This is a genomic window from Methanoregula sp. UBA64 (genome assembly GCF_002502735.1).
Taxonomy (GTDB): Archaea; Halobacteriota; Methanomicrobia; order Methanomicrobiales; family Methanospirillaceae; genus Methanoregula.
The window spans coordinates 234753-261161 of sequence record NZ_DAQC01000006.1 but is presented as its reverse complement, the minus strand read 5'-3'; the positions used below and the strand labels follow the sequence as shown (position 1 = coordinate 261161).

The window sequence follows — 26409 nt, the reverse complement described above, 5'->3', positions numbered from 1 at the left end:
GAGCACCCGTGGTCCCCTCGCAACAAAATTCAGGGTGTCACGTAAGGTTTTCTCCAGAGCCCGGTTTTTGTGGTTTTTTATCCTCGCGGGAGGCTGTTCCACCCCATCCCGAACAGGTTTTTGTCAAGGGCAATGCAGGAGCAGCCCCGGCACAACCGGGGAACCAAAAAAAGATTATTCCTTTTTTACCAGTTCCTTCTGCTGCGCTGCGGCCGGGTGGCGTTTCCGGTAATACCGGTAACCGGCATATGCGGCACCGCCGATCACAAGGATCGGGATAATGGTGATCACGAGCACGATGAGGCCGTCGATCACGCCAAAGAACCCGGCAATCCCGTCATTGATTGCGGTAATAAAGTCGTGGCCGCTCCGGCCGCCGACCGGCTCTGGCTCCTGCAACGAGACCGAGATCGTGGCGTCGTCGATCCGACTCGTGAGATATTTCATCTGGCCGGTGGCCCGGTCGAGCTCGGTCTGGACCATATCGATCTGCTGCTGGACGGCGAGCACATCCTTTACCTCGGTGGCATTTTTTAAGATCGCATTGTACTGGGCGATCTGGTTTTTGTACGCAGCGATCTTTGCCGCCGTGTCCACGTACTCGGAGGTCACGTCCTGGCTCTGGACGGAAAGGTACGTGACCTTCCCGATCCCTTTTATCCCGCTAAGCGCGTCCTCGAACCGGTTGGCCGGGATACGGAGGGTAACGGAACCGGTGAGCCGGTCGTTATAGCCGGTGCTGATACTTGCCGAGGAGACATAACCGCCGGACCCGGCCGCAATTCCTGCAAGCGTATCCGCAGCCCGGGTAACATTGGAAATCTCGATGGTGACATCCGCGGTCCGGATGATCTTGGTATCGGTTCCCGCGGGCGGGACGCTGCCATAGGAGGGGACCGGGGCGACTGCCTGCCCGGAGGTGTACACGAATTTGCTGCCTCCCCAGCTGGCATCCCTGGCGGATTCGAGATGGACGGACGATGGAGAAGAGGGCGCAGACGAGTTCTGGGTTGAGGTGCACCCGGCCACAAGGAGGGCCGCGATGCACGCGATGAGAAGAAGGGGCATCCAGTATTTCATACAAGGACACTCCGATACGGAATTATATATATGCGGCGATAACTGCGAAATTTCCCGTAATCATCACCGGGCGGCCCATAACGAATCCCCGGCCGGGTTCTGTCCCCCGTCAAAAAAAGGTTACAGCCAGGTCCCGTAGCGCCGGATGTACCATGTTTTTACGATCTGTGTCAGGACGCAGTAGCTCACGAGCGTTGCAATCAGGAACGGGAAGTAGATGGCCGGCAGCGGCACAAAGCCAAGGGCGCTCCCGAGGGCCGTAAAGGGGATCGCGATCCCGACGGCCATGACGGTCGCGGTCAGGGCAAGGACCGGCCACGAGGCCCGGCTCTGGACAAACGGCACGTGCCGGGTCCGGATCATGTGGACGATGAGCGTCTGGGTGAGGAGCCCTTCGACAAACCAGCCGGACTGGAAGAGCGCCTGGGCCCCGACCGTGTTTGCACCGATGATAAACCAGAGGATCGCAAACGTAGCGATATCGAAGATGGAGCTGATAGGCCCGATACAGACCATGAACCGGCCAAGGTCGGATGCCTGCCACATTCGGGGCACCCGGAGGTACTCCTCGTCTACCCGGTCCCAGGGAATAGAGAGCTGGGAGATGTCGTAGAGGAGGTTCTGGACCAGGAGCTGGATCGCAAGCATGGGGAGGAAGGGCAGAAAAGCGCTTGCCACCACAACGCTGAACATGTTCCCGAAGTTGGAGCTTGCCGCCATCTTGATGTACTTCATGATGTTCGCGAATGTCTCGCGGCCCTTAAGCACGCCCTCTTCGAGCACCATGAGCGATTTTTCCAAAAGGATGATATCGGCCGACTCTTTTGCAATATCGGTCGCCGTGTCCACCGAGATCCCGACATCGGCATCGCGGAGCGCTGCGGCATCGTTGATCCCGTCGCCCAAAAATCCCACGGTGTGGCCCTGCTGCTGGAGGACTTTTATCACCCGGGACTTCTGGAGCGGGGACATCTTGGTGAAGATCGAGGTCCGCTCCACGATCGGGACAAGTTCTTTGTCGCTTAACGCATCGAGCTCGTAGCCATCGATCACCGGCTCGGGGTCGATGCCCACGTGCTCGCAGACCCGGCGGGTGACAAGAGCATTGTCCCCGGTCAGGATCTTTACCGTGATGCCGTGTTTTTTGAGAGCGGCAATTGCCGGGCCGGCCGTCTCTTTTGGCGGGTCCAAAAAGCCGATGTAGCCGGCAAGGACGAGATCCTTTTCATCGGCAACGGAATAGCCGGCCTCCGTGGTGGGCAGCGCCCGGATGGCAACGGCAAGCACGCGGAGCCCCTCATCGTTCAGGCCGGCAACAGTCTTTGTGACCTCGTCCCGGTGGGCGCCGGTCATGGGGACTATTACGCCGTTTTGTTCGACAAAAGAAGAGACAGAAAGGATCTCTTCGACTGCGCCCTTGGTGATCATCAGGTGCCGGCCGTCATCGTGGTCAAGGACAACCGACATCCGGCGCCGCTGGAAATCAAACGGGATCTCGTCGATCTTATGGTAGCGTTGCTCCACGTGGTTAAAGCCCGGGACATCCTCGTGCTCCAGCACCGCGACGTCGAGGAGGTTCTTGAGGCCCGTCTGGTAGTAGCTGTTGAGGTACGCGTATTTGAGGACCCGGGGGTTCTCCTTCCCATCGATCCCGAGGTGCCGGACAAGGATGATCCGGTCCTGGGTCAAGGTCCCGGTCTTGTCCGTGCAGAGCACGTCCATTGCCCCGAGGTTCTGGATGGCGTTGAGCCGTTTTACCACCGTCTTTGACTTTGCCATCCCCGCCGCACCTTTTGCAAGGTTGGTGGTAACGATCATCGGGAGCATCTCGGGGATAAGGCCGACCGCTACTGCAAGGCCGAAGAGGAAGGCCTGGAGCCAGTCGCCTTTGGTAAAGCCGTTGAGGAAGAAGATCACCGGGACCATCACGGCGATGAACCGGATGAGGAGCCAGCTGACCTTGTTGATGCCTTTTTCAAAACTCGTCTCAGCGTGCTTGCCCACGAGCTTTTTGGCAAACGATCCAAAATACGTGGCACTACCGGTCGAGACGACAACGGCCTGTGCGGTCCCCGAGAGGACGCTTGTCCCCATGAAACAGATGTTTGAGAGGTCGAGCGCGCTCTTTTGTCCCGGCGCGTCCGCGGCCGGGAGATCGGCGGTCTTTTCCACCGGCATCGATTCACCGGTGAGCGCGGACTGGGCAAGGAAAAGATCTTTTGCCGAGAGGAGCCGGACGTCTCCCGGGACCATGTCCCCCGCGGAGATATGGAGGATATCGCCGGGCACGAGCTCTGATATCGGGACTTCTTTTCTTCCGGCATCTGCCCGGTATACCGTGCCGGTGGTCCGGACCATGGCCCGGAGCCCCTCAGCCTCCCGGCCCGAGCGGTACTCCTGCCAGAACCGGATGAAGACGCTGATTAAGACCATCACCGAGATGACGGCAACGGACTGCCAGTTCTGCTCTTCGGGGGCGCTTAAGATCACATCGGTAAAGAGCGAGACTATTGCCAAGACCAGAAGTACGCCGTTAAACGGGTTGAGAAACGCGGACAGGAGCTGGACGTACCAGCGCGGCGGCTTCTCGGTCGCGATCTCGTTCTTCCCGTACCGTTCGAGCCGGGCTGCGGCTTCTTCTTCGCCTATTCCCCCGGCGCCGGTGGCAAGTTCCGTGAGCACATCCGCAACCGGCATCCGGGATAGCCGGGTAAGTCGTGCCGAGATCTCCTGGGGCCCCGCCTGGCGGGCCGGGTCGGGATTTTGTGAGCGTGCGCTCCGGGTAAGGTTATGGAAATAACCGGGTATACGGTCACCCATCTGCATTCCCTCCGAATTTTTTTTTTTAGAGAAGAAAAACGAGCCGGCGGGTATTTTTGCGGGGGATAATATCCGGGGAACTATTCCCGGGGGAGGATCCCATGCGAACACACTCCTCGTTCAGATTTGGCATCGCTGGACGTGGGATGGCAATGGTCGCCATCCAGCTGCATTAGATCAAGCCTTAATCCGGCAGGACCTGCTCAAACCCGTTGGCATCTCTCGATGTTTCCGGGCAGCAGCATGTGTTTCAGCGGTAACCTCACACAACAAGGTGCTCTATTTTTTCCTCAGACTCTTGTCTGCCTGCTGCGTAAAAAGACTTTTGACAAAATGTTAAACCAAAATTCCATGCGGGTTTTTAGCCGGGCCTTTTTAAAAACCCGCAGTTCCGGATCCGCGCGGGGAGACCGGACATGCCGGTATTTTTATAATAGGATAATCCCCGGACCCGGTCCTTCCCGCATCCAGACTGCCAAGCATTTATACGATCACTTTTGAAGCGTCGTATAACGCACCTGTGCGGGCCCATGGCAAAACTCCACAAGGGTACGGTCCCGTTCGTGCGATAAGAGGCGGTCTTTTATGACTACCACCGGATCCATAGGATCCCTGATCAGGAAACAGGCAAAGCCTGCGGTAATGATTTTTTTCCTGCTCACCGTTCTCGTGGGCATTCTTTACCCGCTCGTTGTCACCGGTATCGCCCAGGTTGCATTCCCGTCCCAGGCAAACGGCAATCTCCTCGTACATAACGGGCAGGTCGCCGGCGCAAAAGATGTCGGCCAGCCGTTCTCGTCCCCGCAGTATTTCTGGGGCCGGCTGTCTGCGACATCTCCTGTGCCCTATAATGCAGGAGCCTCGGGCGGCTCAAACCTCGGGCCCAACAACCCGGCGCTCGTGGATCAGGTAAAAGCCCGGGTCGCTGCCCTCCATACAGCAGATCCCACCAATAAAAACGAGATCCCGGTCGATCTCGTCACCGCCTCAGGGAGCGGTCTTGACCCGGACATCTCGGTTGCTGCCGCATATTACCAGGTGCCCCGCATAGCCCGGGAACGTAATCTCTCCGAATCCGAAATTTCTGCGCTCGTTGCCGCAAACGCCGAGCCCCGGGAGTTTTGGATCTTCGGCGAACCCCGGGTCAATGTCCTTTCCCTGAACCTTGCACTCGATGATCTCAGTAAAGGAAAAATTTCCGTACCTCCGGTGAGCGCCGATTTTCCTGCAAACGGTCACGACCTGGTCTTTGGCATGAGGTTTGCGGACTGGATCCAGGTGCTCCTCTTCATCGGCCTTGTGGCCCTTCTCTGCATACCGCTCGGCGCATGGCTCGCAAAAGTCTATACCGGGAAACCCAACATCTTCTCACCGGTCTTTGACCGGATCGAACAGAAGATCCTCGGCTGGAGCGGCGTTGACCCCGCAGAAGAGATGGACTGGAAACAGTTTGCCGCTGCGGTCATGGTCTTTGCAATTCCCTGTATCGCGGTCGTCTTTATTCTCGAACTTGTCCAGCAATATCTCCCCTTAAACCCGGCCGGCCTTTCGGCCGTCCCCTGGGACCTCTCGCTCAATACCGCGGTGAGCTTTGCAACAAACACCAACTGGCAGGCCTATGTGCCCGAGGTAACGATGAGTTACCTCACCCAGATGGCCGGGCTTGCCGTTGAGAATTTCCTCTCGGCTGCCGTGGGTATGGCAGTCCTTGTCGCGCTCATCTATGCATTCACGAGGAAATCCGGCACAACGATCGGGAACTTCTGGTCGCTTCTCGTGAAAAGCACGCTCGTCCTCATCCCGATCTGCCTTCTCCTCTCGCTCGTATTCGTCTCGCAGGGAGTGCCCCAGACGTTCTCTGGTCCTGTCACCGTGCCGCTCCTTGACCCGGTAAAGGACAGCACTGGAGCGCTTGTTACCACCCAGACGATCCCGCTCGGGCCCGTTGCCTCGCAGGTCGCTATCAAGCACCTTGGGACAAACGGCGGCGGGTTCTATAATGCAAACTCGGCGCATCCCCTGGAAAATCCCACACCGTTTACCAATTTTGTCGAGACATTTGCAATCATCATCATCCCGGCGGGCCTTTGCATGATGTTTGGCGGCATGATCGGGTCGCGCCGGAAAGGGGTCGCCCTCCTCCTTGCAATGAGCCTGATTTTCCTGCCGCTCCTTGGCCTTGCCATCTGGTCCGAGCAGGGCGGCAACCCGGCATTTGCGCCACTCGGGATCGACCAGTCGCCCTCTGCCCTCCAGTCCGGCGGGAACATGGAAGGAAAGGAGGTCCGGTTCGGGATCGTGCCCTCCGCACTCTTTGCGGTGGTGACAACGGTCACCTCGTGCGGTGCGGTCGATGCCATGCACGACTCCTTCATGCCGCTTGCCGGCGGCGTGCTGCTCTTTGACATGCAGCTTGGCGAAGTGGTCTTTGGCGGCGTGGGCTCGGGACTCTACGGGATGCTTGTCTTTGCCATCATCGCCATGTTCATTGCCGGGCTCATGGTAGGGAGGACGCCCGAACTCTATGGCAAGAAGATCGAAGAGCGCGAGATGAAGATCGCAACGGTCATCATTCTCATCCCGATCATCCTCATCCTTACCTTTACCTCGCTTGCCGTGCTGACCGCCGCCGGCCAGGCCGGGGTCTATAACCCCGGGCCCCACGGGTTCTCCGAGATCCTGTACGCATTCACATCAGCGGCCCAGAACAATGGCAGCGCCTTTGCCGGCCTCTCGGCAAACAGCCTTTTCTATAACCTTGCAACCGCGTTCTGCATGTTCGTGGGCCGGTACGCAACGATCGTCCTGACCCTCGCGCTTGCCGGATCGCTTGTGGCAAAGAAGATCGTGCCGGCAGGCGAAGGAACGCTCCGCGACCACCGCCCGCTCTTTATTGTCTGGCTCGTGTTTGTCATCATCGTGGTCGGGGCGCTCAGTTTCCTCCCGGCGCTCTCCCTTGGGCCCGTTGCAGAATATCTCGGGATGATTGGGGGTGTCCTCCATGTCTGACCCGGTTGCCCGGGCGTCCGTGCAGGTCCCGGGCCTGTACCGCAGGGCAGTAATTGACGCATTCCTGAAACTCGATCCGCGTACGCTTGCCAATAACCCGGTGATGCTCTGCGTGGAGATCGGCAGTGCGCTCACCACGCTCCTCTGCATTTCTGCCCTTCTCGGGCATGGCGAAGAACCGGCCGGATTCATCGGCGCCATCTCCGCGTGGCTCTGGTTTACCGTTCTCTTTGCAAACTTTGCCGAGGCGCTTGCCGAGGGCCGGGGAAAGGCGCAGGCAGAGTCCTTAAAGAAAATGCGGCAGGACACGGCGGCAAAACGCCTCCGGCCCGGCTACCGGATCGAAAAAGGCCATGAGCCTGCGGAAAGCGACTGCGAGACCGTTTCCTCCGCCGTGCTCCGCAAAGACGAACTCTTCTTTGTAAAAGCAGGCGACACGATCCCGGTTGACGGCGAGATTCTCGAAGGGATCGCGTCTGTAAACGAAAGCGCAATCACCGGCGAGAGTGCCCCGGTCATCCGCGAGAGCGGGGGCGACCGGAGCGCTGTTACCGGCGGGACAACGATCCTCTCCGACTGGCTTATTGTCCGGGTGAGCGCAAACCCCGGCGAAGGGTTCCTCGACCACATGATCGGCCTCATCGAGGGGGCAAAGCGCCAGAAAACGCCAAACGAGATCGCGCTCAACATCCTGCTCCTTGGCCTCACCACGGTCTTTATCGCGGTCGCGGCCGCGCTCTACGCGTTCTCGGCCTACAGCGTTCATGCCGCCGGCGCCGGGACAACCGTGACCATCACGGTCCTTGTCGCGCTCTTTGTCTGCCTTGCCCCGACCACGATCGGCGGGCTCCTCTCCGCGATCGGGATCGCGGGCATGGACCGGTTGATCCAGAGAAACGTGATCACGACCTCCGGCCGGGCCATCGAAGCCGCCGGTGACGTGGACGTTCTGCTGCTCGACAAGACCGGCACGATCACGCTCGGGAACCGCCAGGCTGTCGAATTCATCCCGGTGGACGGGACAACCGTGGACGACCTTGCCAAGGCTGCCCAGCTCTCATCGCTTGCGGACGAGACCCCCGAGGGCAGGAGCATTGTCATCCTTGCAAAGGAGAAGTACGGCCTCCGGGGCCGGACGGTCGGCGGGACCGGGGCAGACGACGGGATGCAGTTCATTGCGTTCTCAAGCCAGACCCGGATGAGCGGCGTGGACCAGGGCGAGCTCCACGTCAGGAAAGGCGCCGCAGACGCGGTCTTCCGGTATATTGAGACAAACGGGAACGCTGTTTCAGACGAACTCAAAGGTGCTGTTGACACCATCTCCCGGGCCGGCGGGACACCGCTTGTTGTGGCAAGGAACGGGAAAGCGCTCGGGGTAATCCACCTAAAAGACATTGTAAAAGGCGGGATCAAGGAGCGTTTCGCACAGCTGCGCAAAATGGGCATCAGGACGGTCATGATCACCGGGGACAACCGGCTCACCGCTGCAACGATTGCGGCAGAAGCCGGGGTCGACGACTTCCTTGCCGAGGCAACGCCCGAGAGCAAGCTCAAGCTCATCCGCGAGTACCAGGCAGGCGGCCGGATGGTGGCAATGACCGGCGACGGGACCAACGATGCCCCGGCGCTTGCACAGGCCGATGTTGCGGTTGCCATGAACACCGGCACCCAGCCGGCCCGGGAAGCGGCAAACATGATCGACCTCGACTCGAACCCGACAAAGCTCATCGAGATCGTGGAGATCGGAAAACAGCTCCTCATGACCCGGGGGGCTCTTACCACATTTTCCATTGCAAACGACATTGCGAAATATTTCGCCATTATCCCGGTCGCCTTTGCCTCCACCTACCCGGCGCTCGGGGGCCTGAACATCCTCGGGCTCCATGACGGGATCCTCTCTGCCGTGATCTTTAACGCGCTTATTATAGTGGCGCTCATCCCGCTCGCGCTCCGCGGCGTGAAGTACCAGGCAATGTCTGCGGAGGAAGCGCTGAGGAACAATATCCTGATCTACGGTGTCGGCGGGCTTATTGCCCCCTTTATCGGAATAAAGATCATCGATATGCTTCTTTTATTCCTTGGAGTGTGATCCTGTCTTATGTCATCGCCAGGTACTTCAGGACGGCGGCCCGACCCTGATCTGCTGCTTGCCCGCGTGCAGGGCGAGGAGGATCAGAAGAAGAAAGGAAAACTAAAAATTTTCCTTGGCTACATTGCCGGCGTAGGAAAGACCTATGAGATGCTCACGGCAGCACACCAGAAACTCCACGAGGGGATCGATGTCAGGATCGGGTACGTGGAGCATCACAAACGCTCCGAGACCGAGGCGCTCATGGCGGGGATCCCGGTAGTCCCCCCAAAAGAGATCGAATACCACGGGGTCGTGCTCACGGAACTGGACCTCGATTCCATCCTTGCCGCCCGGCCGCAGCTCGTTCTCGTGGACGAACTGGCCCATACCAATGCCCCGGGCTCCCGGCACCCGAAACGCTACCAGGACGTAGAAGAGCTGCTCGCAGCGGGGATCGATGTGTACTCGACCTTAAACGTCCAGCACATTGAGAGCCTCAACGATGTCGTGGCGCAGATCACAGGCGTTGTGGTAAAAGAGACGATCCCCGACCGGGTGATCGACGAGGCTGCCGAGATCGAGGTGATCGATCTCGCACCTCCCGAGCTGCTCCAGCGTCTCCGCGAGGGAAAAGTGTACGTGCCGGACATGGCCGCCCGGGCAATCGGGCTGTTCTTCAACGAAGGAAACCTGTACGCTCTCCGCGAACTGGCGCTGCGCCGGGCCGCCGAACGGGTCGATACCCAGATGCTTGCCTACATGCAGACCCGCTCGATCCCGGGCCCGTGGCCGGTGGGGGAGAAGCTCCTTGTCTGCATTGGCCCGGGGCCGCTTGCCGAACGGCTGATCCGTACCGCCCGCCGGCAGGCCGACCGGATCAATGCACCGTGGTGTGCGCTCTATGTCGAGACGGCGACCCACCACCGGCTCTCGCAGGGAGCAAAAGAGCAGGTGGGCCGATCGCTTGTGCTCGCAGAAAAACTCGGGGCCACAACAGCAACCGTCTTCGGGCTCAATGTCGCAACCGCGGTGATCGAGTACGCCCGGCAGCACAACGTGACACGGATCATTATCGGAAAGACCCTGCGCCCCCGCTGGCAGGAGTTCCTCTTTGGCTCGGTCGTGGACCAGCTCATCCATAACAGCGGGCCAATCGATATCTACGTGATCAGCAGCAGGGAGCACGATACCGGGGACCCGGCAAAAAACCCGGACGAACTCGAACCGCTCCTCCCGGCAACCCCGCCCCGGGACTATGTCGAGAGCCTGCTGATTGTTGCCGGCGTTTCTGTCCTTGGCTGGTTCGTCCACGCGTACATCTCCCTGGCAAACCTGATGATGCTCTACCTCCTCGCGGTCGTGGTGATCGCCTTCCGGCGGGGCCTCAGGCCTGCGATCGTTACCTCGGTCCTTGGCGTGCTCGCCTTTGACTTCTTCTTTGTCCCGCCGTTCTTTACCTTCCGGGTCACGGACACCGAGTACCTCATCACCTTTGCCGGGATGATCATTGTCGGCACCCTCATTAGCCTGCTCGTGGCAAAGGCCCGGCGTCATGCCGATGCCGCGCAGATCCGGGAAAAAGAGACCGGTACGCTCTATGCCCTCTCGCAGGACCTCGCGGTGGCAACCGATACCGGTGCGATCGTTAGTGCGGTCTCGCAGAATATCCGGGAGATCTTCGGCTGGGAGAGCGCGCTTTTCCTGCCCGAAAAGAACGGTCTTGTAATCCGGGGGAAAAGCCCGGACCTTGCTATCGATGCCGACGACATTGCGGTGGCGACCTGGGCCTTCCAGAACGGTACCGTTGCCGGCTACGAGACCGATACGCTGCATGGTTCGAAGATGCGGTATATCCCGGTCCAGAGTCCCCGGGGCGTGCTCGGGGTCCTTGCCGTAAAGCCGGCCGCTGAGGCGGGCGGGATCAGCTACGAGCAGACCCGGCTCCTTTCAGCGTTTGCAAACCAGGCGGCCCTGGCGCTCGAACGGGTGAACCGGTGAACCGGATTCGTTATCCGGGAAATTTGTCTTATTTTGGCTATGGAGAAAACCTTCTCACAAAGCACTCCGTGGAATTACGAGTGTGACCCCCTCTCTCCCCCAGAGGGGGAGGCAGCTCAAAGCGGGGCAAGCCCCCTTGACCCCCTGCGGAATAAAATTTTTCAATTGTGCTTCCCGAGCACGGTTTTGCTCCACGGGGCGAGCCCCGACGAGGCGGCGAGCACCCGTGGTCCCCTCGCAACAAAATTCAGGTTGTCACGTAAGGTTTCTCCAGAGCCGGTTTTTCCCGCCGGTCAGCAGGCGTCACGACCCCACCCAAGGATTTATATTGTAAATGCGGATACATTTACGTATGTTCCTTCCCACGAACGAAAAGCAGTTCGGATTCTGGAAGATGCGGCGCAGCGGGATGTCCAACGTCTCTATTGCAAACCAGATCGGGATCACCCGGCAGGGCGTTTCGCAGGCGCTCCTTGCCATGGACGAGAAGATCGAGTCCTCGCTTCGTGAGATGGCGCGCGCAAACCGAATCCAAGTTGAAAAGATCAATGTGAATAAGGGAGTGCTGTTCGGGAGATCGATCCCGTTCCAGACCAAGGCCTACATCTTTGTCTCGGAGAAACACGGCATGCAGGTCTGGTACGAGCATGACGGCGACTGCATCTCCTGCGACGAGTTCACGAAATGCATCGAGTTCATCTGGGACCTTGCCGCCGAGCTCGGGATAAAACTGGAAAAAACCCAGGACCCGACCAGGATGGCAGAGGAACTCCTCGAAAAGATCCGGGAGGAGAGCCCGTGACCCGGGTATCGGACACTGCCGGGCACGGGCTGGGCCTCTGCCGGAAACCCCCGGTGCTTTGCATGGCTCCGGTCGCTGTCCCGGTCCAGCCGGACACCGGCCATTCCTCCCCGCCGGATGACGGCGGGCCCCGCCACATCCGCAAGGGACTCGGCATTGCGGTATCCAGCACGAAAACCCTGATCCATAACCCGCAGCTTTTCTGGTTTACGCTCCTTGCCGGTCTCGTGCTTGCCGGCCATCTCATTGTCCAGGGGATACTCGTATCTTTTAGCATGAACGACCGGACCGATCTCATCGGATCGCCGTTCGTGGCATTTGCCGTCGAGCTCCCGACCGTGTTCTGCCTCCTGGTCGTATGGGCCGGCCTTGTTTTGAGTCTCTCCGGCAACAATGGCAGCCCGGCCTCTTTTTGGCGTGGGCTCAGGCAGGCCAAAAACCACGTACTACCCCTTGCCGGGTGGTCCGTGGTCGTGGCAGGTGCAGGCACACTCGTCTTTTATGCAGGCTGGACGCTCGCTTCGCTGAGCATCCCCGCGTGGTTCCATACGTTCGATATCTACGGGAACGTGTACCTCTTCCTCTCCAATGTGTTCGGCCAGTACCCGTTCAGCTGGTCCCTCAACCCGGACGTCCTTGCTGCATACCTCCCCGGCGGGGCAGTATCAGGTTCGGGCTCGGGATTCCCGAATGCATTTATCCAGACGCTGGTCTTTTCCGCGATCAACGTACTCCTCGTTCTCCTGACCCTGTTTGTCGTGCCCCTGCTGGTGCTTGAGAAAACGCGCCTCAAAGATGCGGTTTATAGGTCGTTTGCCCTGGCAAAGAAGATCCGGGGAGCGCTGGCCGGCTGCATCCTCTGCCTCGGGCTGGTACTCTTTGCCGTCTCGCTCACGTTCCTGCTCTTCCGGTTTACCGGGATCAGCACGGTGGAAGTGGCCAGAGGTATAACAACTATTTCGTCCTCGCGCCCGGGCGATGCATGGATTGCGCTCGGCCTCCTGTACAGTCTTGCGCTGTCCGGATTTACGCTCATTATCGCAACGGTCGGGGGGATTGCATCGCTCGACCTCTACCGGTATGCAAAAACCCGGGAGGAAACGAAATGACCTCCGTACAGGAGATCACCGGGTACTGGCTCGGCCTGTGCCGGAAGCCGCCGGTGGTCCAAATCATGCAGCCGGGTTTTGGTTTCCCGGCCGGGAACACCGTCGCGGGTACCCCGGACGGGGGCGGCGGCAGCGGATCGGGGTCTGTGCGCCGGGGCATCGGAGCTGCAATTTCGGGGATGAAAACGCTCTGCCAGAACCGGCAGCTCCTCTGGTTTACGCTCTTTGCCGGGCTCGTGCTCGCGGCAAACGCCATCGGCCACGCAGCGTTCGAGTACCTCAACCGGTTCCTGCAGCCCGGCACCATGGTGTACTATATTCAGGATTTTGTACTCGCGTTTGCCACGCTCTTCCTGCTCGTCTTCCTCCTTGCAGGACTTGTCCTGAATCTATCCTCAAAAAAAGAAGGGCCTGCATCGTTCTTTGGGGGACTCTGTGAAGCAAAAAAATACCTGAAAACCCTTTTTATCTGGGCCCTGGTCCTCGCATTCGCAGCATTCCTGCTCGACAGGCTTTATGTTTTTGTTGCCCTTGTCTGGTTCCCGCATGAGTTTGGATTCCTCTATACTATCATGGACGGCTCGTTTGTCAACACGATAAACCAGTTCCCCTTCAACTGGACGCTTGACTGGGATATGCTGACCGAGGTTCCGGGCTATGGCGGGCGATCGCTGTTATTACTGGTATACCCGTTCGGGGTTTTGGAGACCCTGCATTTCCTCATGATCGCGCTTGTCCTCTTTATCCTGACGCCGTTTGTCGTGCCTCAGATCGTGCTCGGGCAGAAATCCGTGCGGGAGGCAGTTGTTGGCTCCTTTGCCCTTCTCAAAAAGTCCTGGGCCGGGGTTGTTACCTGCGTACTTTTCCTTGCGGCGATCGTAGCCGGGGCATTTCTCGTACATGTGCTCCTCCAGGCAGCCTCGGGGATCATCGACCCGTGGAACACGGTCATCTTCCATCCCCCGGCCACGTGGATCGCTCTTGCCCTTCTTTACAATATCGTGCTCCTCACGGTTGCATTTGTCCTGGCAACGGCCGGGGGAATCGCTGTTTTGGATCTTTACCGCGCTGCCAAGACCGGGCTGATGCCCGAATCCACCGGGACAAAACCGGCCCCGTAATTTTTTCTGGCCCGTCACCGGCCGAAGTAGTAATACAGATACAATCCCGGTAAATATCCCCAATCGGGTTTAGCTCCCGGGAACCGCGATCACAAAACGGCACCGACAAATATATATTGTAAATATCCATACATTTACGTATGTCAAAATTAGGGAGTAACAGACCGCTTTCGGTCTGGAAGATCTTCCTGCTGTGCATCATGGCAGGGACAGTACTCCTGGCACTACCTGTATCAGCGGCAGACAAACCAGTTGTCACGGTAGCCGCACAGGGAGCCGGAGCGTATTACCTGGGAGAAAAAGCAATCCTTTCCGGTATAAATACCGACACAGGTTCAACGTACCTGTACATCACCGGACCCAACCTTCCTGAGAGTGGAGGGAAACTGACGGCCCCGGATCAAAAAGTGGTCAGCGGAAATGCGGACACATTTACAGTTGTTAGTACAAAACCGGACAAGACCTGGCAATACCCGTGGTACACAGCGGGTCTCCGGGTAGATGCAGGGTCGTATACCATTTATGCAGCAAGCGAACCAAAAGCAGGGGACCAGCTGGCTGACACACCCTATGGCACCACGAGCATCATCATCAAAAAACCGTATATTGCCGCAGAGATCTCTCCTTTACCGGTTACACAGGGGCAGCCGTTTACCATTACCGGAACTGCGGTTACTGACGGGAACCAGTCCTCTGTCCAGGTCTGGATCTTTGGCGATAACTTCGCATACCATACAACAACCCCGGTTAATCCCGATGCTTCCTTTGCCTTCACGGGTAATGCAGCGCTGTCAGAGAACCTGCCCGCAGGGCAGAACTATCTTGTCGTGCAGCACCCGATGGCGGACAACACATTCGACTTTGTGGTAAGCGGCGACTCTGTCCGTGACGTAAAGCAGAACAACGGGATGGATCTCTTTAAAATCACCGGCTCGGGGAGCCTGCAGGGGAGCGATGCGGCAGACGCACTCGTCGCTGCAATCAGCGCCCGGGAGACACACGATTCCACATATACCAATGACACGTACACCATCATCCCCTTCAAGATCGCCAATGCAGGAAGTCCGGCCGCCGCCCCGGCATCCGGTACATCTACCGGTGCAGCGGTAACAATCTCTGCTGACGGGAGCCATTCCTATTACCAGGGTGAGAAAGTGATCCTGCGGGGCAAGAGCTCCACCGCAGGTACCGTATACCTTTTCATGACCGGCCCCACCACATTCAAGAACGGCCCCGGCATTCCCGCCAGCGGGGGAAAACTTACCTCCCCCCTGCAGGCGGTAGTCAGCGGGAACCCGGACACATTTACCGAAGTAACCACGAAACCGGACAAAACATGGGAATATTCCTGGTACACCGATAATCTCAATGTGGACGCCGGTACGTACACTGTTTATGCAGAAAGCCAGCCAAAAGCTGCTGACCAGCCGGACTCCGGTGCCGCCGATGTCGGGATAGCCCTGAAAAAGCCGTATATTACGGCAAATATGTCGTCCCTGAATGTTGTAAAAGGGCAGCCGGTTACCGTAACCGGGATTGCAGAAGGAATCCCTCCCGAGGTTCAGGTCTGGATCTTCGGCGATAAGTATGCGTTTACGACAAAAACACCGGTAAGTTCTGATGGGGACTTTACCTTTACTGCCGGTGCGGCAATGTCAGGAAATCTCCCGGAAGGGCAGAATTACCTCATCGTAGAGCATCCGATGGCAGACAACAAGTTCGACTTTGTGGTAAACGGGGCATATGTCCGCGACCTGAAGCTTGCCAACGGGACGGACCTCTTTAAGATCACCGGCCCCGGGAATCTGCAGGGCAGCGATGCAGCAGACGCACTCATCACCGCAATTACCACCCAGAATGCCAACGATGATTCGTATACCAATGACACCTACACCATCATCCCTTTCAAAGTTACCAGTGCCGGGTCCACTTCCCCTGCGGGTTCCGGAGTAACGATCTCCGCGGACGGCACCCAGTCCTATTACCTGGGAGAAAAAGTTGTCCTGAGGGGAAAGAATACCCGTTCGGGTTCAACGTACCTTTTCCTGACCGGGCCCAATCTGGCGGTATCCGGGGTAAAACTTACCTCCCCGAAAACTGCTGCGGCAAGCGGGAGCTCGGACACCTTTACGGTAGCAGCCACAAAACCGGATAACTCCTGGGAGTACTCCTGGTACACGGCAGATCTCCCGCTCGATGCCGGGACCTATACCATCTATGCGGCTGACGGGCCGGAAACAGCGGACCAGCCGGATGCCGCAAATGTCGGGATCATTGTAAAAAAACCCTTTATCATGGCCATGCCCTCCACATCGTCCGTGATACCGGGCCAGCCCTTCACGGTCACCGGGACGGCGGAGGGACAGGTCCCCGAAGTCCAGGTCTGGATCATCGGCGACAACTCCGTGTACACTGCAAAAACACCGGTAAATCCTGATGCAACCTTTACCTTTACCGTGGATGCGGCGCTCTCGGGAAAACTCACCGCAGGACAGAACTATCTTTTCGTGCAGCACCCGATGCAGAACAACCGGTTCGACATAGATATCAGCGGCGAGTATGTCCGCAACGAAATTCTCAACAACGGCACGAACCTCTTTAGGATCTCCGGGCCGGGAAGCCTGCAGGGCGCCGATGCGGCAGACGCGCTCGTGGCTGCGTTCAGCGATACCGGGGCACGGGACGATACCTATACTGTCATCCCCATCCAGGTGACAGGTGCAGGAAGCAAGATCTCCTCGCTGACACCGATCGAGACTTCTCTGCGCAGCCTGGAAACAGCATTACGATCCCTTTTCTAATTTTTTTGTATTGCCAGATATCCGAGAAGACCCTACTGTCAAAGAATCGAGGTAAAACAACATGACCGATCTGATCTTCCTTCCTTATAGGAGACGCTTCCGTAATCCCTGTTCAAGGCCTGCTATTATTTTGTTCCTGATTACTTTTCTTTTCCTGATTTCTGCCCCTCTCGCTTCCGCTGAAGATGCGATGTTCCGGGCCAACCCGGAGCATACCGGCGTTTATGGGAACGAAGGAACTGAACCGGGAAATTCTGAAATCTGGCATTTCGCTACAGGCGGGATTGTCTATTCATCCCCAACAATGGCAAACGGCATTGTCTATGCCGGAAGTGACGATACGAACCTGTACGCCGTCGATGCGATGACAGGGATGATGAAATGGAAATTTGCGACAGGAGATCATGTATACACGTCGCCGATCGTTGCCAGGGGGGTTGTCTACATCGGGAGCGAGGACAAGAACCTGTATGCGGTCGACGCGACTACGGGAACAGAGAAATGGAGATTTGTGATGGGGGGGTGGGTCTATTCGTCCCCGGCTGTGGCCGACGGGGTTGTCTACATCGGGAATTCGGATAAAAACCTGTACGCCATCGATGCAGCGACAGGAACAGAGAAATGGAGGTTTGCTACGGGAGATTATATAGATTCATCTCCGGCTGTGGCTGATGGAGTTGTCTATGTCGGGAGTTCAGATAAAAATCTCTATGCCATCGATGCAATCACGGGAAAAGAGGATTGGAAGTATTCGATGGGGGCACGGTCCGGGTCTTCCCCGGCTGTGGCTGACGGCGTTGTCTACATCGGGAGCGAGGACAAGAACCTGTATGCAGTCGATGCGGCAACGGGGACGAAGAAATGGAAATTCCCGACGGGAGACAGAGTGGCTTCATCTCCGGCTGTGGCTGATGGCGTCGTCTATGTCGGGAGCAGGGACAGGAACCTGTACGCCATCGATGCGGCGACAGGAAAGGAGAAATGGAAATTCCCGACAGGAGACGGTGTGGCTTCATCTCCGGCTGTGGCTGACGGCGTCGTCTATGTCGGAAGCAGGGACAAGAACCTGTACGCCATCAATGCGGCGACAGGAACAGAGAAATGGAGATTTGTTACCGGAGAGTGGGTGGACTCGTCGCCGGCCATCTCAAACGGTGTTGTCTATGTCGGGAGTAATGATAAGAATCTGTATGCGATCGGGAGAACAACAGGCACACTGACAACCGCTCCTGTCACTACCCGTGTCACGAATACCGGAACTCCGACATACCGGGCAACTACTACACTTACTGCGATAATCACAACAAGGGCTCCGGCCCCACAGACAACCCGGCAGGCTCCGCTCCAGTATGCTCTGCCCATGGCGATCTTTGTGGCAGTGGGAATTGCAATCTTGAAGAGGCATTAATCGTCACCATTTTGTAAAAATCAGTTTTGGTGAAACCTCAAAGAAAGACGTAAAATCAAAGACGCAGGTGCTAAAAAGTATGGCAGACCGAAATATATCCTTATCCGGACGACGGTTCAGTAATTTTTATTCAGGGCATCTTTTTATTCTGTTCCTGATAGCTTCCCTTCTCTTTGTTTTTGTTGCTCCCGCTTCAGCCGGAGATTCACAGTTCCGGGCAAATCCGGAGCATACCGGAGTTTATGGCAACGCAGGTACTGAACCGGGAAATTCGGAACTTTGGCATTTTGCTACCGGTGAAGGAGTCTATTCATCCCCCTCCGTGGCAGACGGTGTTGTCTATGTCGGGAGTAACGATAAGAACCTGTACGCGATTGACGCGGTGACAGGAAACAAAAAGTGGAAATTCACTACGGGAGATCACATATTATCGTCCCCGACTTTCGCGGACGGCACAGTGTATGTCGGGAGCGAAGACAAGAACCTGTATGCGATCGATGCAGCGACCGGAAAGGAAAAATGGAGATTTGCCATGGGGGGCTGGGTGTACTCAGCCCCGGCAGTGGTGAATGGGATTGTATATGCGGGTAACGCCGATGAAAGCCGGTACGATCTCAAGGGTACAAACGGAAGCCTGCACGCAATCGATGCCATAACGGGAAAAGAGCGGTGGCGGTTCGTTATGGGAGATTATGTGGATCGATCGCCGGCGGTTGCGAAAGGGATTGTCTATCTGGGGTGTGGCGATGAAAACCTGTATGCCATCGATGCTGCGACGGGAAAAGAGAAATGGCGGACCACGAAGGGAGACTGGGTGTATTCATCCCCGGCGGTGGCAAACGGTGTTGTCTATGTCGGGAATGAAGATAAACGCCTGTACGCAATCGATGCCATGACGGGAGAAGAGAAATGGCGGTTCGCTACAGGGGATCGGGTTATTTCGTCCCCGTCAGTCGTAAACGGCATTGTCTATGTCGGGAGCTGGGATAAAAACCTGTATGCGATCGATGCCATGACAGGAAAAGAGAAGTGGAGGTTCGCTACGGGTGATAAGGTGGATTCATCACCTGCGGTATCAAACGGCATTGTCTTTGTCGGAAGCGAGGATAAGAACCTGTATGCTATCGATGCGGTGACGGGGAAAGAGATGTGGAGGTTCGCTACGGGGGATAAGGTGGATTCGTCCCCGGCGGTGGCAAACGGGATTGTCTATGTCGGGAGTAATGATAAGAACCTGTATGCCATCGGTGCGAACTCATCTCCTCTGGCAACCGTTCCAACAACGATCCGGGCCACGGATACAGGAAGTCCGACGTCTCGGGCAACGGTCGCAATCGCCAGTACAGCCATTACAACTGCTCCGGTTCACCAGGCAACACAACATGCCCCGCTCCAGTACGCCCCGCTCGGCGCCGTGGTCCTGGCCTTCGGGATCATGGCATGGAAGCGGCAGTAACCGGTTTTTTAAAAGGCCTGCGGCGCTTTTTTCGTGCGCAGGAACGGGTTTTGTGCCCCCGCGTGGACAACCGGCCAGATGTCCCGGGTATTTCTAAAAAGATGACCCTCGATCATCAGAGGGGGAGGATCTTTTTATCCTGCGCCGTACGTCCGGGGGGATTATGGTTAGCCGGTGACCCGGGTGAGCACGGGCCCGGCCGCTGGCAGCGGACACGGCTCATGCCGGGGTCATTTTTCCCGCACCAGCCCGGCACCGAACGCGTACGCTTCCTGCAATAACTTCGGGTTCTCCGTCACACTGTTTTTTCCCTGCATGGCGGGAGCAAGGAGAAGTGGCACCAGGAGCGATTCATGTACCGGGTCAAAACTTCCCTGGAAGACGAGATGGAGAATGCCACGGAGCGGGGTAAATGCTTCGACGTAGTACCTGTTATCACCGGGGGAATTCTGGGTAATGAGCAGTGCAGCTTTTTTTGAGGGGAAAATTGTTGTTGCCAGTTCCCCTGTCCCGGTCACCGTGAAATAACGGTACAGCCGGTCGATGACCGGTTTGAGATGCCCGGAGATCCCGCCCATGTAATTTGGTGACGCAAAGATTACCACATCGGATTCGCTGATCCGCTGGTAGATCTCCTGCATGTCATCGTTTATTGCGCATTTCCCGGTGCGTTTGCAGGCATCGCAGTTTGTGCAGGCGCGGACCGCGAGCCGGTATGCAGCTATCGTTGTTGTCGTGGCGCCCTGTGCGGCTGCTCCTTCCAGCACATGGCAGAGGAGTGTTGCCGTGTTGCCATCCGGGCGCGGGCTGCCCAGGATCCCCACTACCTTCATGGGGGGTTCACCCTGTCCGGATGGATGGCCTTAAGCGCACGGAGCGGATCGGAATATTCGCGCCAGAGAACGATCCGCCCGTCTCCGCGGACTTTTACCACGCAGATATAATCCTGGAGATACTCATTCCCGGTCGACCGGATGAAAAAACCCATGGATATTTCAAAGATCGCAACCCGGGGATCTGATGACGGGCAGGCCACCACAGGGGGGTGCTCCGTGCGCAGTTCAAAGGCTGATGCGATATTTTTGTAATAGGCATAAATGGCATCCCTGCCTTCCAGCCGCCGGGGATATGAGTCCGGGGAGTAGGGGAATTCCACCACAGCATTTTCGGCCCAGATATCCATCCAGACCTCCAGGGAGGCGCCTTGTACCACCGTCAGGTACTTTTGTGCAGCAATGATTGCTGGCGAAAACTTGTCAGCCATACCGGGCATCACTCTTTTTTTCCTGATCGTTATAAGAAGGTACATTTAGTTAAACTACAGACGAACATTCAGGTGAGATACTTACGAAAAGGAGAGTTGTCGCATGAGGGATGGGCCTGTCGATCCGCTGATCTGCCCGATGTCCTATACCGTTTCGATTGTCGGGGGGAAGTGGCAGTGGGTGATCCTCTGGCTGATCAAAAACGAGAAGATGCAGAGGTACGGGCAGATCAAAAAGAGGCTGCCAACAATTTCGGATAAGATCTTAAGCCAGCAGTTACGCGCCCTTGAACGCGAGGATCTGCTCCACCGCGAAGAATTCCCGGAAATACCGCCGAGGGTTGAGTATACCCTGACGGAGAAGGGGGAAAGCCTGGTTCCCATCCTGGAGATGATGGCAACGTGGGGAGCGGAGCATGTACCCAAAAAACCCTCCTGAAATACGACCGTAAAACCCTCCTTTTTGGTTTGCGCGGGAAATGCCGGATATAATCGCCCCATTCGCCAAAATGCTCCCAAATTAAGCTCCATATAATGCTGTTATTCGGGCCATAAACGCGTTCCGGCAGCCTCTTTTTCTCAAACGTCCCGACCGACCGGGGCCATAAACAGGCAAAGGATCGACGCTATGTGATCGTTTTATTTTGTCCGATTGCAAAAATACAACCTGTTTGAGCTCCTTTTTAAACAGAGCCCGATACGGGCCCGGATTCGGTGCCGGGAATGGGAATCCGGGCGAGATTTGGCGCCGGAATACCGTAGGGAACAGATTCATTCCCGGGACTTTTCGATCTGCCGGGCCGTCTTTGGGCAGTATTCCCTTACCCACCTGGTGACCTCTTCAAGTATGGGGATGAGCGCTTTTCCCGCATCGGTCAGCTCGTACTCCACGCGGGGCGGGATCTCGGGGTACATGGTCCGGGTCACAAGGCCGTCGCTTTCGAGTTCGCGGAGCTGTTTTGCAAGCATCCGGGGACTTATCGTCCCCAGGGGAATGCGCAGCTGGTTGAATCGCGGCCGCTCCTTCCCGATATGCCAGATGATCCCGGCCTTCCATTTCCCCCCGATGACCGCAAAGGCCGCCTCAATCTCGCAGTGATACGCACCGTTCTTTTTCGATCTCTTCATGTTACACAGTTACACTATGATTACTGGTTACTATATTATACTGACTACCTAAAAGGTACTTGAAGGGAAAATATCCGGGAGGCTCACATGAAAGTCATTGCATTCAACGGAAGTCCCCATAAGGACGGCAACACGTACCGCCTGATCCGGCACGTTCTCGATGCGGTTGAAACTGCCGGGATAGAGACCGAAATCATCCAGGTTGGCGGAAAACAGATTCATCCATGTCTTGCATGCGGGAAATGCCTGGAGAAGAAAGACCGGCGCTGCATCCAGACAAAGGACTTGGTAAACGAGTGCATCGAAAAGATGCAAAAAGCCGATGCGGTAGTTATTGGGACACCAACGTACTTTGCCGGGGTAACACCGGAGATCAAAGCCTTTATGGACCGGGCGTTTCTGGTCGGGAAGGCAAACGACGATATGTTCCGGCAGAAACTTGGCGCCGCGGTTGCAGCCGAGCGCCGGTCCGGGGCGGTCTCGGCCGTGGACGCTATCATGCATTACTTTACGATCAGCGGGATGTTCTCTGCCGGGTCACGGTACTGGAACAATGCAAAAGGGTTCATGCCCGGGGAGGTTGAATCGGACGAGGAAGGCATCGACACAATGAGACAGCTGGGCGAGAACATTGCCTGGTTTGTTAAAAAGGTCAAAGACTGATCTTTCTTTTATAGTCCGGCGGGACATTGGTTCTCTGTACATACAGGAACGAAACGATCGCGGCTGTTTCTTTTTCGTCAGTCCGGCCGGGCCATGATTTTTTTGTCCGCAAGAACAATGGCCAGCCCTGAAATGCTGAAGATGACCATAATCGCAGCAATACCATGCAGGCCCCGATCGCTGACAACAGGGGTGAAAAATATCGTTATAAGTGCCGAAGAAGCAATCGAACCGAGATACCCGAAGGTACGGAACAGCCCTGACGCCGTACTGATATGATCCGTGGTGACCTGGGTATACAGTGCGGTCTGGTTCGCACTGATGCACAGCCCCATAGTAATCCCAAAGAATCCGGTAACGAGGACTATCCAGATCAGGGGGGTGGCGGAGACCACGAGGAGCAGGCCAAGGGATCCCGCAAGGCAGGCGACAGCAGACACGATAAGCGGGGTGCGTACCATATTCAGCCGCGAAACCGGCAAGACAATAACCACGGATGCAAGGCTCATCGGTACGATCAGGAGTCCGCATTCAGCAGCAGAAACGTCTTTGGCAACAAGGACCCATTGCGTTACCCCATACAATATGGTGTAGACGCAGAGATTGGCCAGGGCGAAACGCACATACGTAAGCATCAAAGGCCGGTCTGAAACCAGCAGATGGACATCGATGAACGGGCGGCGCACATGCTGTTCCCACCAGATAAACGCCAGACCCGTAAGGATGGCAACGCCAAGCACTGCCCATGCCGGATCCGGCAGCGACTGGAGAAAGAGAAGAAGCGCAGCCATTGTACAGCAAAAGATCGCGATGCCGGCAAGGTCGATGCGTTCTGCAACCTCCCGGGCGGATTTTACCGGTGTGCACGGAGGATCTTTTGGTATCCAGAACAATGCCATAGCGAGTGCGAGAAGAGCGAGCGGGATATTTATTAAAAATACACTCTGCCAGCCCCACGCAGATACCAGGAATCCGCCAATAGGCAGGCCGATAACTGCCGTCGCCATACCTGCAATCATAAGGCCGCCAAGCACGTTACCGGGGGTTTTAGTGAGCCCTGCCGATTCTGCCCGGTTCCGGATGATGAGCATTGCCGAAGGATAGCCGGTGGAAGTACCAATGCCGATAAGGATCCGCGATACGATCAGTGTTGCGAGGTCATGGCCGAATCCTCCGACAAAACCCCCTATAAGCACGGCAAGGATGCCTGCCAAAAATACCCTCCGCGGCCCGAATGTTTCCGATAATTTCCCGGCTGCCGGCTGGGCAACGACACATGCCATATAGAGTGCTGCAACAAGAACTGCGGTCTGTCCCACCGTAACGTTCACGGCAGATGCAATCGACACAAGCGCGGTTGCAATAAAAGAACTGTTGACCGGGTTGAGTGCAGAACCGATATACAGGGGCGCTACAAACCGCCACCCAAATGCGGTACTGCTTTTATCGGACGGGACTGAGCTGCCGGTATCCAAAAATCCGTACCTCCAAAAACCGGCGAATAAGATCCCGGTACATTTTCCCAAAAGATCCTGCTGTGCGTTTTACTTGACTGACAGTTTGTCAGTAACATATTGTCGGTAATAACAATATATTATTATCGCCAGATCCAAAATGGTATTTACCGGCACTCTGTCAGGTTAAGGGTGGAAAAAGAGAATGGCCAGGATAACCAAAAGCCCCGATGAACGCAAAGCGGAACTTATGGCTATCGCAGAGCAGCTTTTTATCGAAAAGGGATACGACCATACTTCCCCAAGCGACATTATCCGCAAAGCCGGCATCGCACAAGGTACTTTTTATTATTATTTTGCTTCCAAGGACGACCTGGCCCGGGCCATCATCGATCGGTACCTGGACCGTGTCAGCGAATATGTTTCCCGGGTAGCAAACGACCAGACACCGGATGCCCCTCACAAACTGCTGATGATCTCAGATGCGCTTATCGATCTCTCCAAAAAAAAGATGGGACTTGTCGGAGGCGCCTCAATTGACCGGTCGCTTGGCGGGCGGGCAGAGTATGTCAACCAGATAAAGGCAAAGCTCCTGTCTGTTGTCCAGCAAATCGTACGGCAGGGTGTAGCGGAAGGACAGTTCAACACGGACTACCCGGATGAGACTGCCGAGATCCTTTTTTTTGTCAGCCTGTACCTGAACCGCGAGCTCAGGAACACACGCGATCCTGTTGAGCGGAAGAAAAAGATTGCCGCATCACGGGTACTGATGGAACGGACCCTTGGTACACAAGAGGGAATGTTCCGGTCCTCCCTCTAGGTTATTGCCCGGCCGATACCTATATCCGACCCAATGACAAAATGTCACTGACAAGTTGTCAGTAACGATTATACCGGCTTTGAGTAACGACCGGGTGATAACTATGGTTCAGATAACTCCGGAAATCCAGATGCTGGACAGAGTAAGCGGCGGCCATGTCTATATGATCCTGGACAACGGCATCACCCTTATCGACGCAGGAATGGGACATTCTGAAAAACGGATCCTTGAAGAGATAAAAAAATCCGGCTATGGTCCCGCGGACATCAGGCAGATCATCGTCACGCATGCGCACCCGGATCATATCGGGGGCCTCAAAGCCCTTCGCGATATATCGGGTGCCCGCGTCATGGCAAGTGCCGTTGATGCGGATGCAGTCGAAGGGACAAAACCTGTCCCGATCCCAAAGTCCTCGTTTGCCATGGCATTCCTGTTACGCCTGATCCGGCCGTTCCTCAGGCACGTTCCGTGCCCGGTGGATGTACGGCTCAGGGATAAGGATGTGATCCCGGTCCTTGGCGGCCTGGTTGTTGTGGAGCTGCCGGGCCATACCCCGGGGAATATCGGGCTTTACTGCCCCTCAAAGAACGTGCTCTTCTCGGGGGATACGCTGCGCATGAAGGGGGATGAGTTCATAGAGCCCCTGAATTACCAGGGGAATGAGACACAATCGCTTGCATCGATTAAAAAAATGGGTTCCCTGGACTACGAGGTCATGCTTTCAGGCCATGATCAGCCCATTCTCACCGGTGCGGCAAAAAAAGTTGCAGGTTTTGCAGAAAAACTCTCGCACTAAAAAAAAGGATTGAACCCCATACGACAGGCAGCTGCCCTGCAATAACTTAAAAAAAAGGAAGTTTTGCCGGAAATGTCCGTGCATAATTCGCGGGAGGTTCACCCCCCATCCCGGCGATCACCCCCACGATTTGCCGGGCCGCCTCCGGGTCCAGCACCCGGGCAAGCACGAGCCCCGCAACCGCAACAAAAACGGCCCAGAACACTTTTTTCGTGTGCTCGTTCTTCCCGAATGCTTCGATTGCGGCATCCACGTCCAGGTGACCGGGCCGGGCGCCGGTACGGCCGGGCATGCCGGGTCCGGCAATAATCCCCTGCAGAGCCTGGTAATGGCACTGCGGTCACTCTTTTAATTTTTCCGGGATTTTTTAATAACCAGCGATAATCGCAGCATTTTTTAATAAAAAATCCGGTCGTTCCGGTACCCGGATACGAAAAGGGGTGAAAAAATCCGATTTTTCCATGTGCCGGGATTTTCCGGGAAGGATGCGGAATCGGAGAATATCCCGTGGTCCGGGCATTTTTGATTATTGCGAGGAAGCGGCAGTAAAAAGATTCATTTTTAAGCCTGTTACACCCAAATACAATATAAATAATTATATAATAACAA

Annotated in this window: 20 protein-coding genes and 1 riboswitch; of the genes, 13 read left to right on the top strand and 7 right to left on the bottom strand. The window is 56.5% G+C overall.

Annotation, left to right across the window (positions count from 1 at the left end; genetic code table 11):
- Positions 1–174: 174 nt before the first annotated feature.
- Complete coding sequence (locus BP758_RS09730) at positions 175–1080, bottom strand: DUF4349 domain-containing protein (protein WP_292370681.1); 906 nt, start codon at positions 1078–1080, stop codon at positions 175–177.
- Between the two features lie 120 nt (positions 1081–1200).
- Positions 1201–3900 carry a magnesium-translocating P-type ATPase gene (mgtA, locus tag BP758_RS09725; protein ID WP_292370680.1) on the bottom strand — a complete coding sequence of 900 codons (2700 nt, stop codon included), beginning with the start codon at positions 3898–3900 and terminating at the stop codon, positions 1201–1203.
- A 104-nt stretch (positions 3901–4004) separates the two neighbouring features.
- Positions 4005–4181: riboswitch (M-box (ykoK) riboswitch) on the bottom strand.
- Between the two features lie 304 nt (positions 4182–4485).
- Between mgtA and kdpA the strand changes: the two genes are divergently transcribed.
- The 9 genes from kdpA (at position 4486) to BP758_RS09680 (ending at position 19675) form a co-directional block, all read left to right on the top strand.
- Positions 4486–6909, top strand: a complete 2424-nt coding sequence (kdpA, locus tag BP758_RS09720) for a potassium-transporting ATPase subunit KdpA (protein ID WP_292370679.1) — start codon at positions 4486–4488, stop codon at positions 6907–6909.
- The gene (gene kdpB, locus BP758_RS09715) at positions 6902–8998 is read left to right on the top strand and encodes a potassium-transporting ATPase subunit KdpB (RefSeq protein WP_292370678.1); all 2097 of its coding nucleotides are present in this window, start codon (positions 6902–6904) and stop codon (positions 8996–8998) included. The genes kdpA and kdpB overlap by 8 nt, the downstream gene beginning before the upstream one ends.
- Before the next feature lie 9 nt (positions 8999–9007).
- Positions 9008–10978 (top strand): sensor histidine kinase, encoded by a 1971-nt coding sequence (locus tag BP758_RS09710; RefSeq protein WP_292370677.1) that lies wholly within the window; start codon positions 9008–9010, stop codon positions 10976–10978.
- A gap of 352 nt (positions 10979–11330) precedes the next feature.
- Entirely contained in the window at positions 11331–11780 is a 450-nt protein-coding gene (locus tag BP758_RS09705) for a hypothetical protein (protein ID WP_292370676.1), read from the top strand.
- Between the two features lie 62 nt (positions 11781–11842).
- The gene (locus BP758_RS09700; RefSeq protein WP_292370675.1) at positions 11843–12889 is read left to right on the top strand and encodes a hypothetical protein; all 1047 of its coding nucleotides are present in this window, start codon (positions 11843–11845) and stop codon (positions 12887–12889) included.
- Positions 12886–14010 (top strand): hypothetical protein, encoded by a 1125-nt coding sequence (locus BP758_RS09695; RefSeq protein ID WP_292370674.1) that lies wholly within the window; start codon positions 12886–12888, stop codon positions 14008–14010. Before BP758_RS09700 ends, BP758_RS09695 begins: the two co-directional genes overlap by 4 nt.
- 140 nt (positions 14011–14150) lie before the next feature.
- Complete coding sequence (locus tag BP758_RS09690; protein WP_292370673.1) at positions 14151–16811, top strand: hypothetical protein; 2661 nt, start codon at positions 14151–14153, stop codon at positions 16809–16811.
- 61 nt (positions 16812–16872) lie between these two features.
- Positions 16873–18219 (top strand): PQQ-binding-like beta-propeller repeat protein, encoded by a 1347-nt coding sequence (locus BP758_RS09685; protein ID WP_349680507.1) that lies wholly within the window; start codon positions 16873–16875, stop codon positions 18217–18219.
- Positions 18220–18298: 79 nt separating this feature from the next.
- Entirely contained in the window at positions 18299–19675 is a 1377-nt protein-coding gene (locus BP758_RS09680) for a PQQ-binding-like beta-propeller repeat protein (RefSeq protein WP_292370671.1), read from the top strand.
- 230 nt (positions 19676–19905) lie between these two features.
- Here BP758_RS09680 and BP758_RS09675 read toward each other — a convergent pair whose 3' ends face one another.
- Entirely contained in the window at positions 19906–20508 is a 603-nt protein-coding gene (locus BP758_RS09675; protein ID WP_292370670.1) for a flavodoxin family protein, read from the bottom strand.
- Positions 20505–20939: a nuclear transport factor 2 family protein gene (locus BP758_RS09670; RefSeq protein ID WP_292370669.1), complete on the bottom strand. Its 435-nt coding sequence runs from the start codon at positions 20937–20939 to the stop codon at positions 20505–20507. The genes BP758_RS09675 and BP758_RS09670 overlap by 4 nt, the downstream gene beginning before the upstream one ends.
- 103 nt (positions 20940–21042) lie before the next feature.
- Here BP758_RS09670 and BP758_RS09665 point away from each other — a divergent pair, with 103 nt between their 5' ends.
- Positions 21043–21378, top strand: coding sequence for a winged helix-turn-helix transcriptional regulator (locus BP758_RS09665; protein ID WP_292370668.1), 336 nt, complete (start codon positions 21043–21045; stop codon positions 21376–21378).
- Between the two features lie 332 nt (positions 21379–21710).
- Here the strand turns inward: BP758_RS09665 and BP758_RS09660 are convergent, their stop codons facing one another.
- Positions 21711–22067, bottom strand: coding sequence for a winged helix-turn-helix transcriptional regulator (locus BP758_RS09660; RefSeq protein ID WP_292370667.1), 357 nt, complete (start codon positions 22065–22067; stop codon positions 21711–21713).
- Positions 22068–22154: 87 nt separating this feature from the next.
- On the opposite strand from BP758_RS09660, the gene BP758_RS09655 reads away from it, so the two are divergent.
- Positions 22155–22730: a flavodoxin family protein gene (locus BP758_RS09655; RefSeq protein ID WP_292370666.1), complete on the top strand. Its 576-nt coding sequence runs from the start codon at positions 22155–22157 to the stop codon at positions 22728–22730.
- 77 nt (positions 22731–22807) lie between these two features.
- Here the strand turns inward: BP758_RS09655 and BP758_RS09650 are convergent, their stop codons facing one another.
- Positions 22808–24205, bottom strand: a complete 1398-nt coding sequence (locus BP758_RS09650; RefSeq protein WP_292370665.1) for an MFS transporter — start codon at positions 24203–24205, stop codon at positions 22808–22810.
- Between the two features lie 184 nt (positions 24206–24389).
- On the opposite strand from BP758_RS09650, the gene BP758_RS09645 reads away from it, so the two are divergent.
- Positions 24390–25004 carry a TetR/AcrR family transcriptional regulator gene (locus BP758_RS09645; RefSeq protein WP_292370664.1) on the top strand — a complete coding sequence of 205 codons (615 nt, stop codon included), beginning with the start codon at positions 24390–24392 and terminating at the stop codon, positions 25002–25004.
- Between the two features lie 130 nt (positions 25005–25134).
- Complete coding sequence (locus BP758_RS09640; RefSeq protein WP_292370663.1) at positions 25135–25800, top strand: MBL fold metallo-hydrolase; 666 nt, start codon at positions 25135–25137, stop codon at positions 25798–25800.
- A gap of 46 nt (positions 25801–25846) precedes the next feature.
- Here the strand turns inward: BP758_RS09640 and BP758_RS09635 are convergent, their stop codons facing one another.
- Positions 25847–26092 (bottom strand): hypothetical protein, encoded by a 246-nt coding sequence (locus BP758_RS09635; RefSeq protein WP_292370662.1) that lies wholly within the window; start codon positions 26090–26092, stop codon positions 25847–25849.
- Positions 26093–26409: the final 317 nt, after the last annotated feature.

Excerpts from the sequence above, each read along its gene's own strand:
- BP758_RS09655 (WP_292370666.1), top strand. The coding sequence starts at position 22,155 with ATGAAAGTCATTGCATTCAACGGAAGTCCCCATAAGGACGGCAACACG.
- BP758_RS09665 (WP_292370668.1), top strand. The coding sequence starts at position 21,043 with ATGAGGGATGGGCCTGTCGATCCGCTGATCTGCCCGATGTCCTATACC.
- BP758_RS09710 (WP_292370677.1), top strand. The coding sequence starts at position 9,008 with ATGTCATCGCCAGGTACTTCAGGACGGCGGCCCGACCCTGATCTGCTG.
- BP758_RS09645 (WP_292370664.1), top strand. The coding sequence starts at position 24,390 with ATGGCCAGGATAACCAAAAGCCCCGATGAACGCAAAGCGGAACTTATG.
- BP758_RS09670 (WP_292370669.1), bottom strand. The coding sequence starts at position 20,939 with ATGGCTGACAAGTTTTCGCCAGCAATCATTGCTGCACAAAAGTACCTG.
- BP758_RS09635 (WP_292370662.1), bottom strand. The coding sequence starts at position 26,092 with ATGCCCGGCCGTACCGGCGCCCGGCCCGGTCACCTGGACGTGGATGCC.
- kdpB (WP_292370678.1), top strand. The coding sequence starts at position 6,902 with ATGTCTGACCCGGTTGCCCGGGCGTCCGTGCAGGTCCCGGGCCTGTAC.
- BP758_RS09695 (WP_292370674.1), top strand. The coding sequence starts at position 12,886 with ATGACCTCCGTACAGGAGATCACCGGGTACTGGCTCGGCCTGTGCCGG.
- BP758_RS09685 (WP_349680507.1), top strand. The coding sequence starts at position 16,873 with ATGACCGATCTGATCTTCCTTCCTTATAGGAGACGCTTCCGTAATCCC.
- BP758_RS09680 (WP_292370671.1), top strand. The coding sequence starts at position 18,299 with ATGGCAGACCGAAATATATCCTTATCCGGACGACGGTTCAGTAATTTT.
- BP758_RS09690 (WP_292370673.1), top strand. The coding sequence starts at position 14,151 with ATGTCAAAATTAGGGAGTAACAGACCGCTTTCGGTCTGGAAGATCTTC.
- BP758_RS09730 (WP_292370681.1), bottom strand. The coding sequence starts at position 1,080 with ATGAAATACTGGATGCCCCTTCTTCTCATCGCGTGCATCGCGGCCCTC.
- BP758_RS09675 (WP_292370670.1), bottom strand. The coding sequence starts at position 20,508 with ATGAAGGTAGTGGGGATCCTGGGCAGCCCGCGCCCGGATGGCAACACG.
- kdpA (WP_292370679.1), top strand. The coding sequence starts at position 4,486 with ATGACTACCACCGGATCCATAGGATCCCTGATCAGGAAACAGGCAAAG.
- BP758_RS09705 (WP_292370676.1), top strand. The coding sequence starts at position 11,331 with ATGTTCCTTCCCACGAACGAAAAGCAGTTCGGATTCTGGAAGATGCGG.
- BP758_RS09660 (WP_292370667.1), bottom strand. The coding sequence starts at position 22,067 with ATGAAGAGATCGAAAAAGAACGGTGCGTATCACTGCGAGATTGAGGCG.
- BP758_RS09700 (WP_292370675.1), top strand. The coding sequence starts at position 11,843 with ATGGCTCCGGTCGCTGTCCCGGTCCAGCCGGACACCGGCCATTCCTCC.
- BP758_RS09640 (WP_292370663.1), top strand. The coding sequence starts at position 25,135 with ATGCTGGACAGAGTAAGCGGCGGCCATGTCTATATGATCCTGGACAAC.
- mgtA (WP_292370680.1), bottom strand. The coding sequence starts at position 3,900 with ATGGGTGACCGTATACCCGGTTATTTCCATAACCTTACCCGGAGCGCA.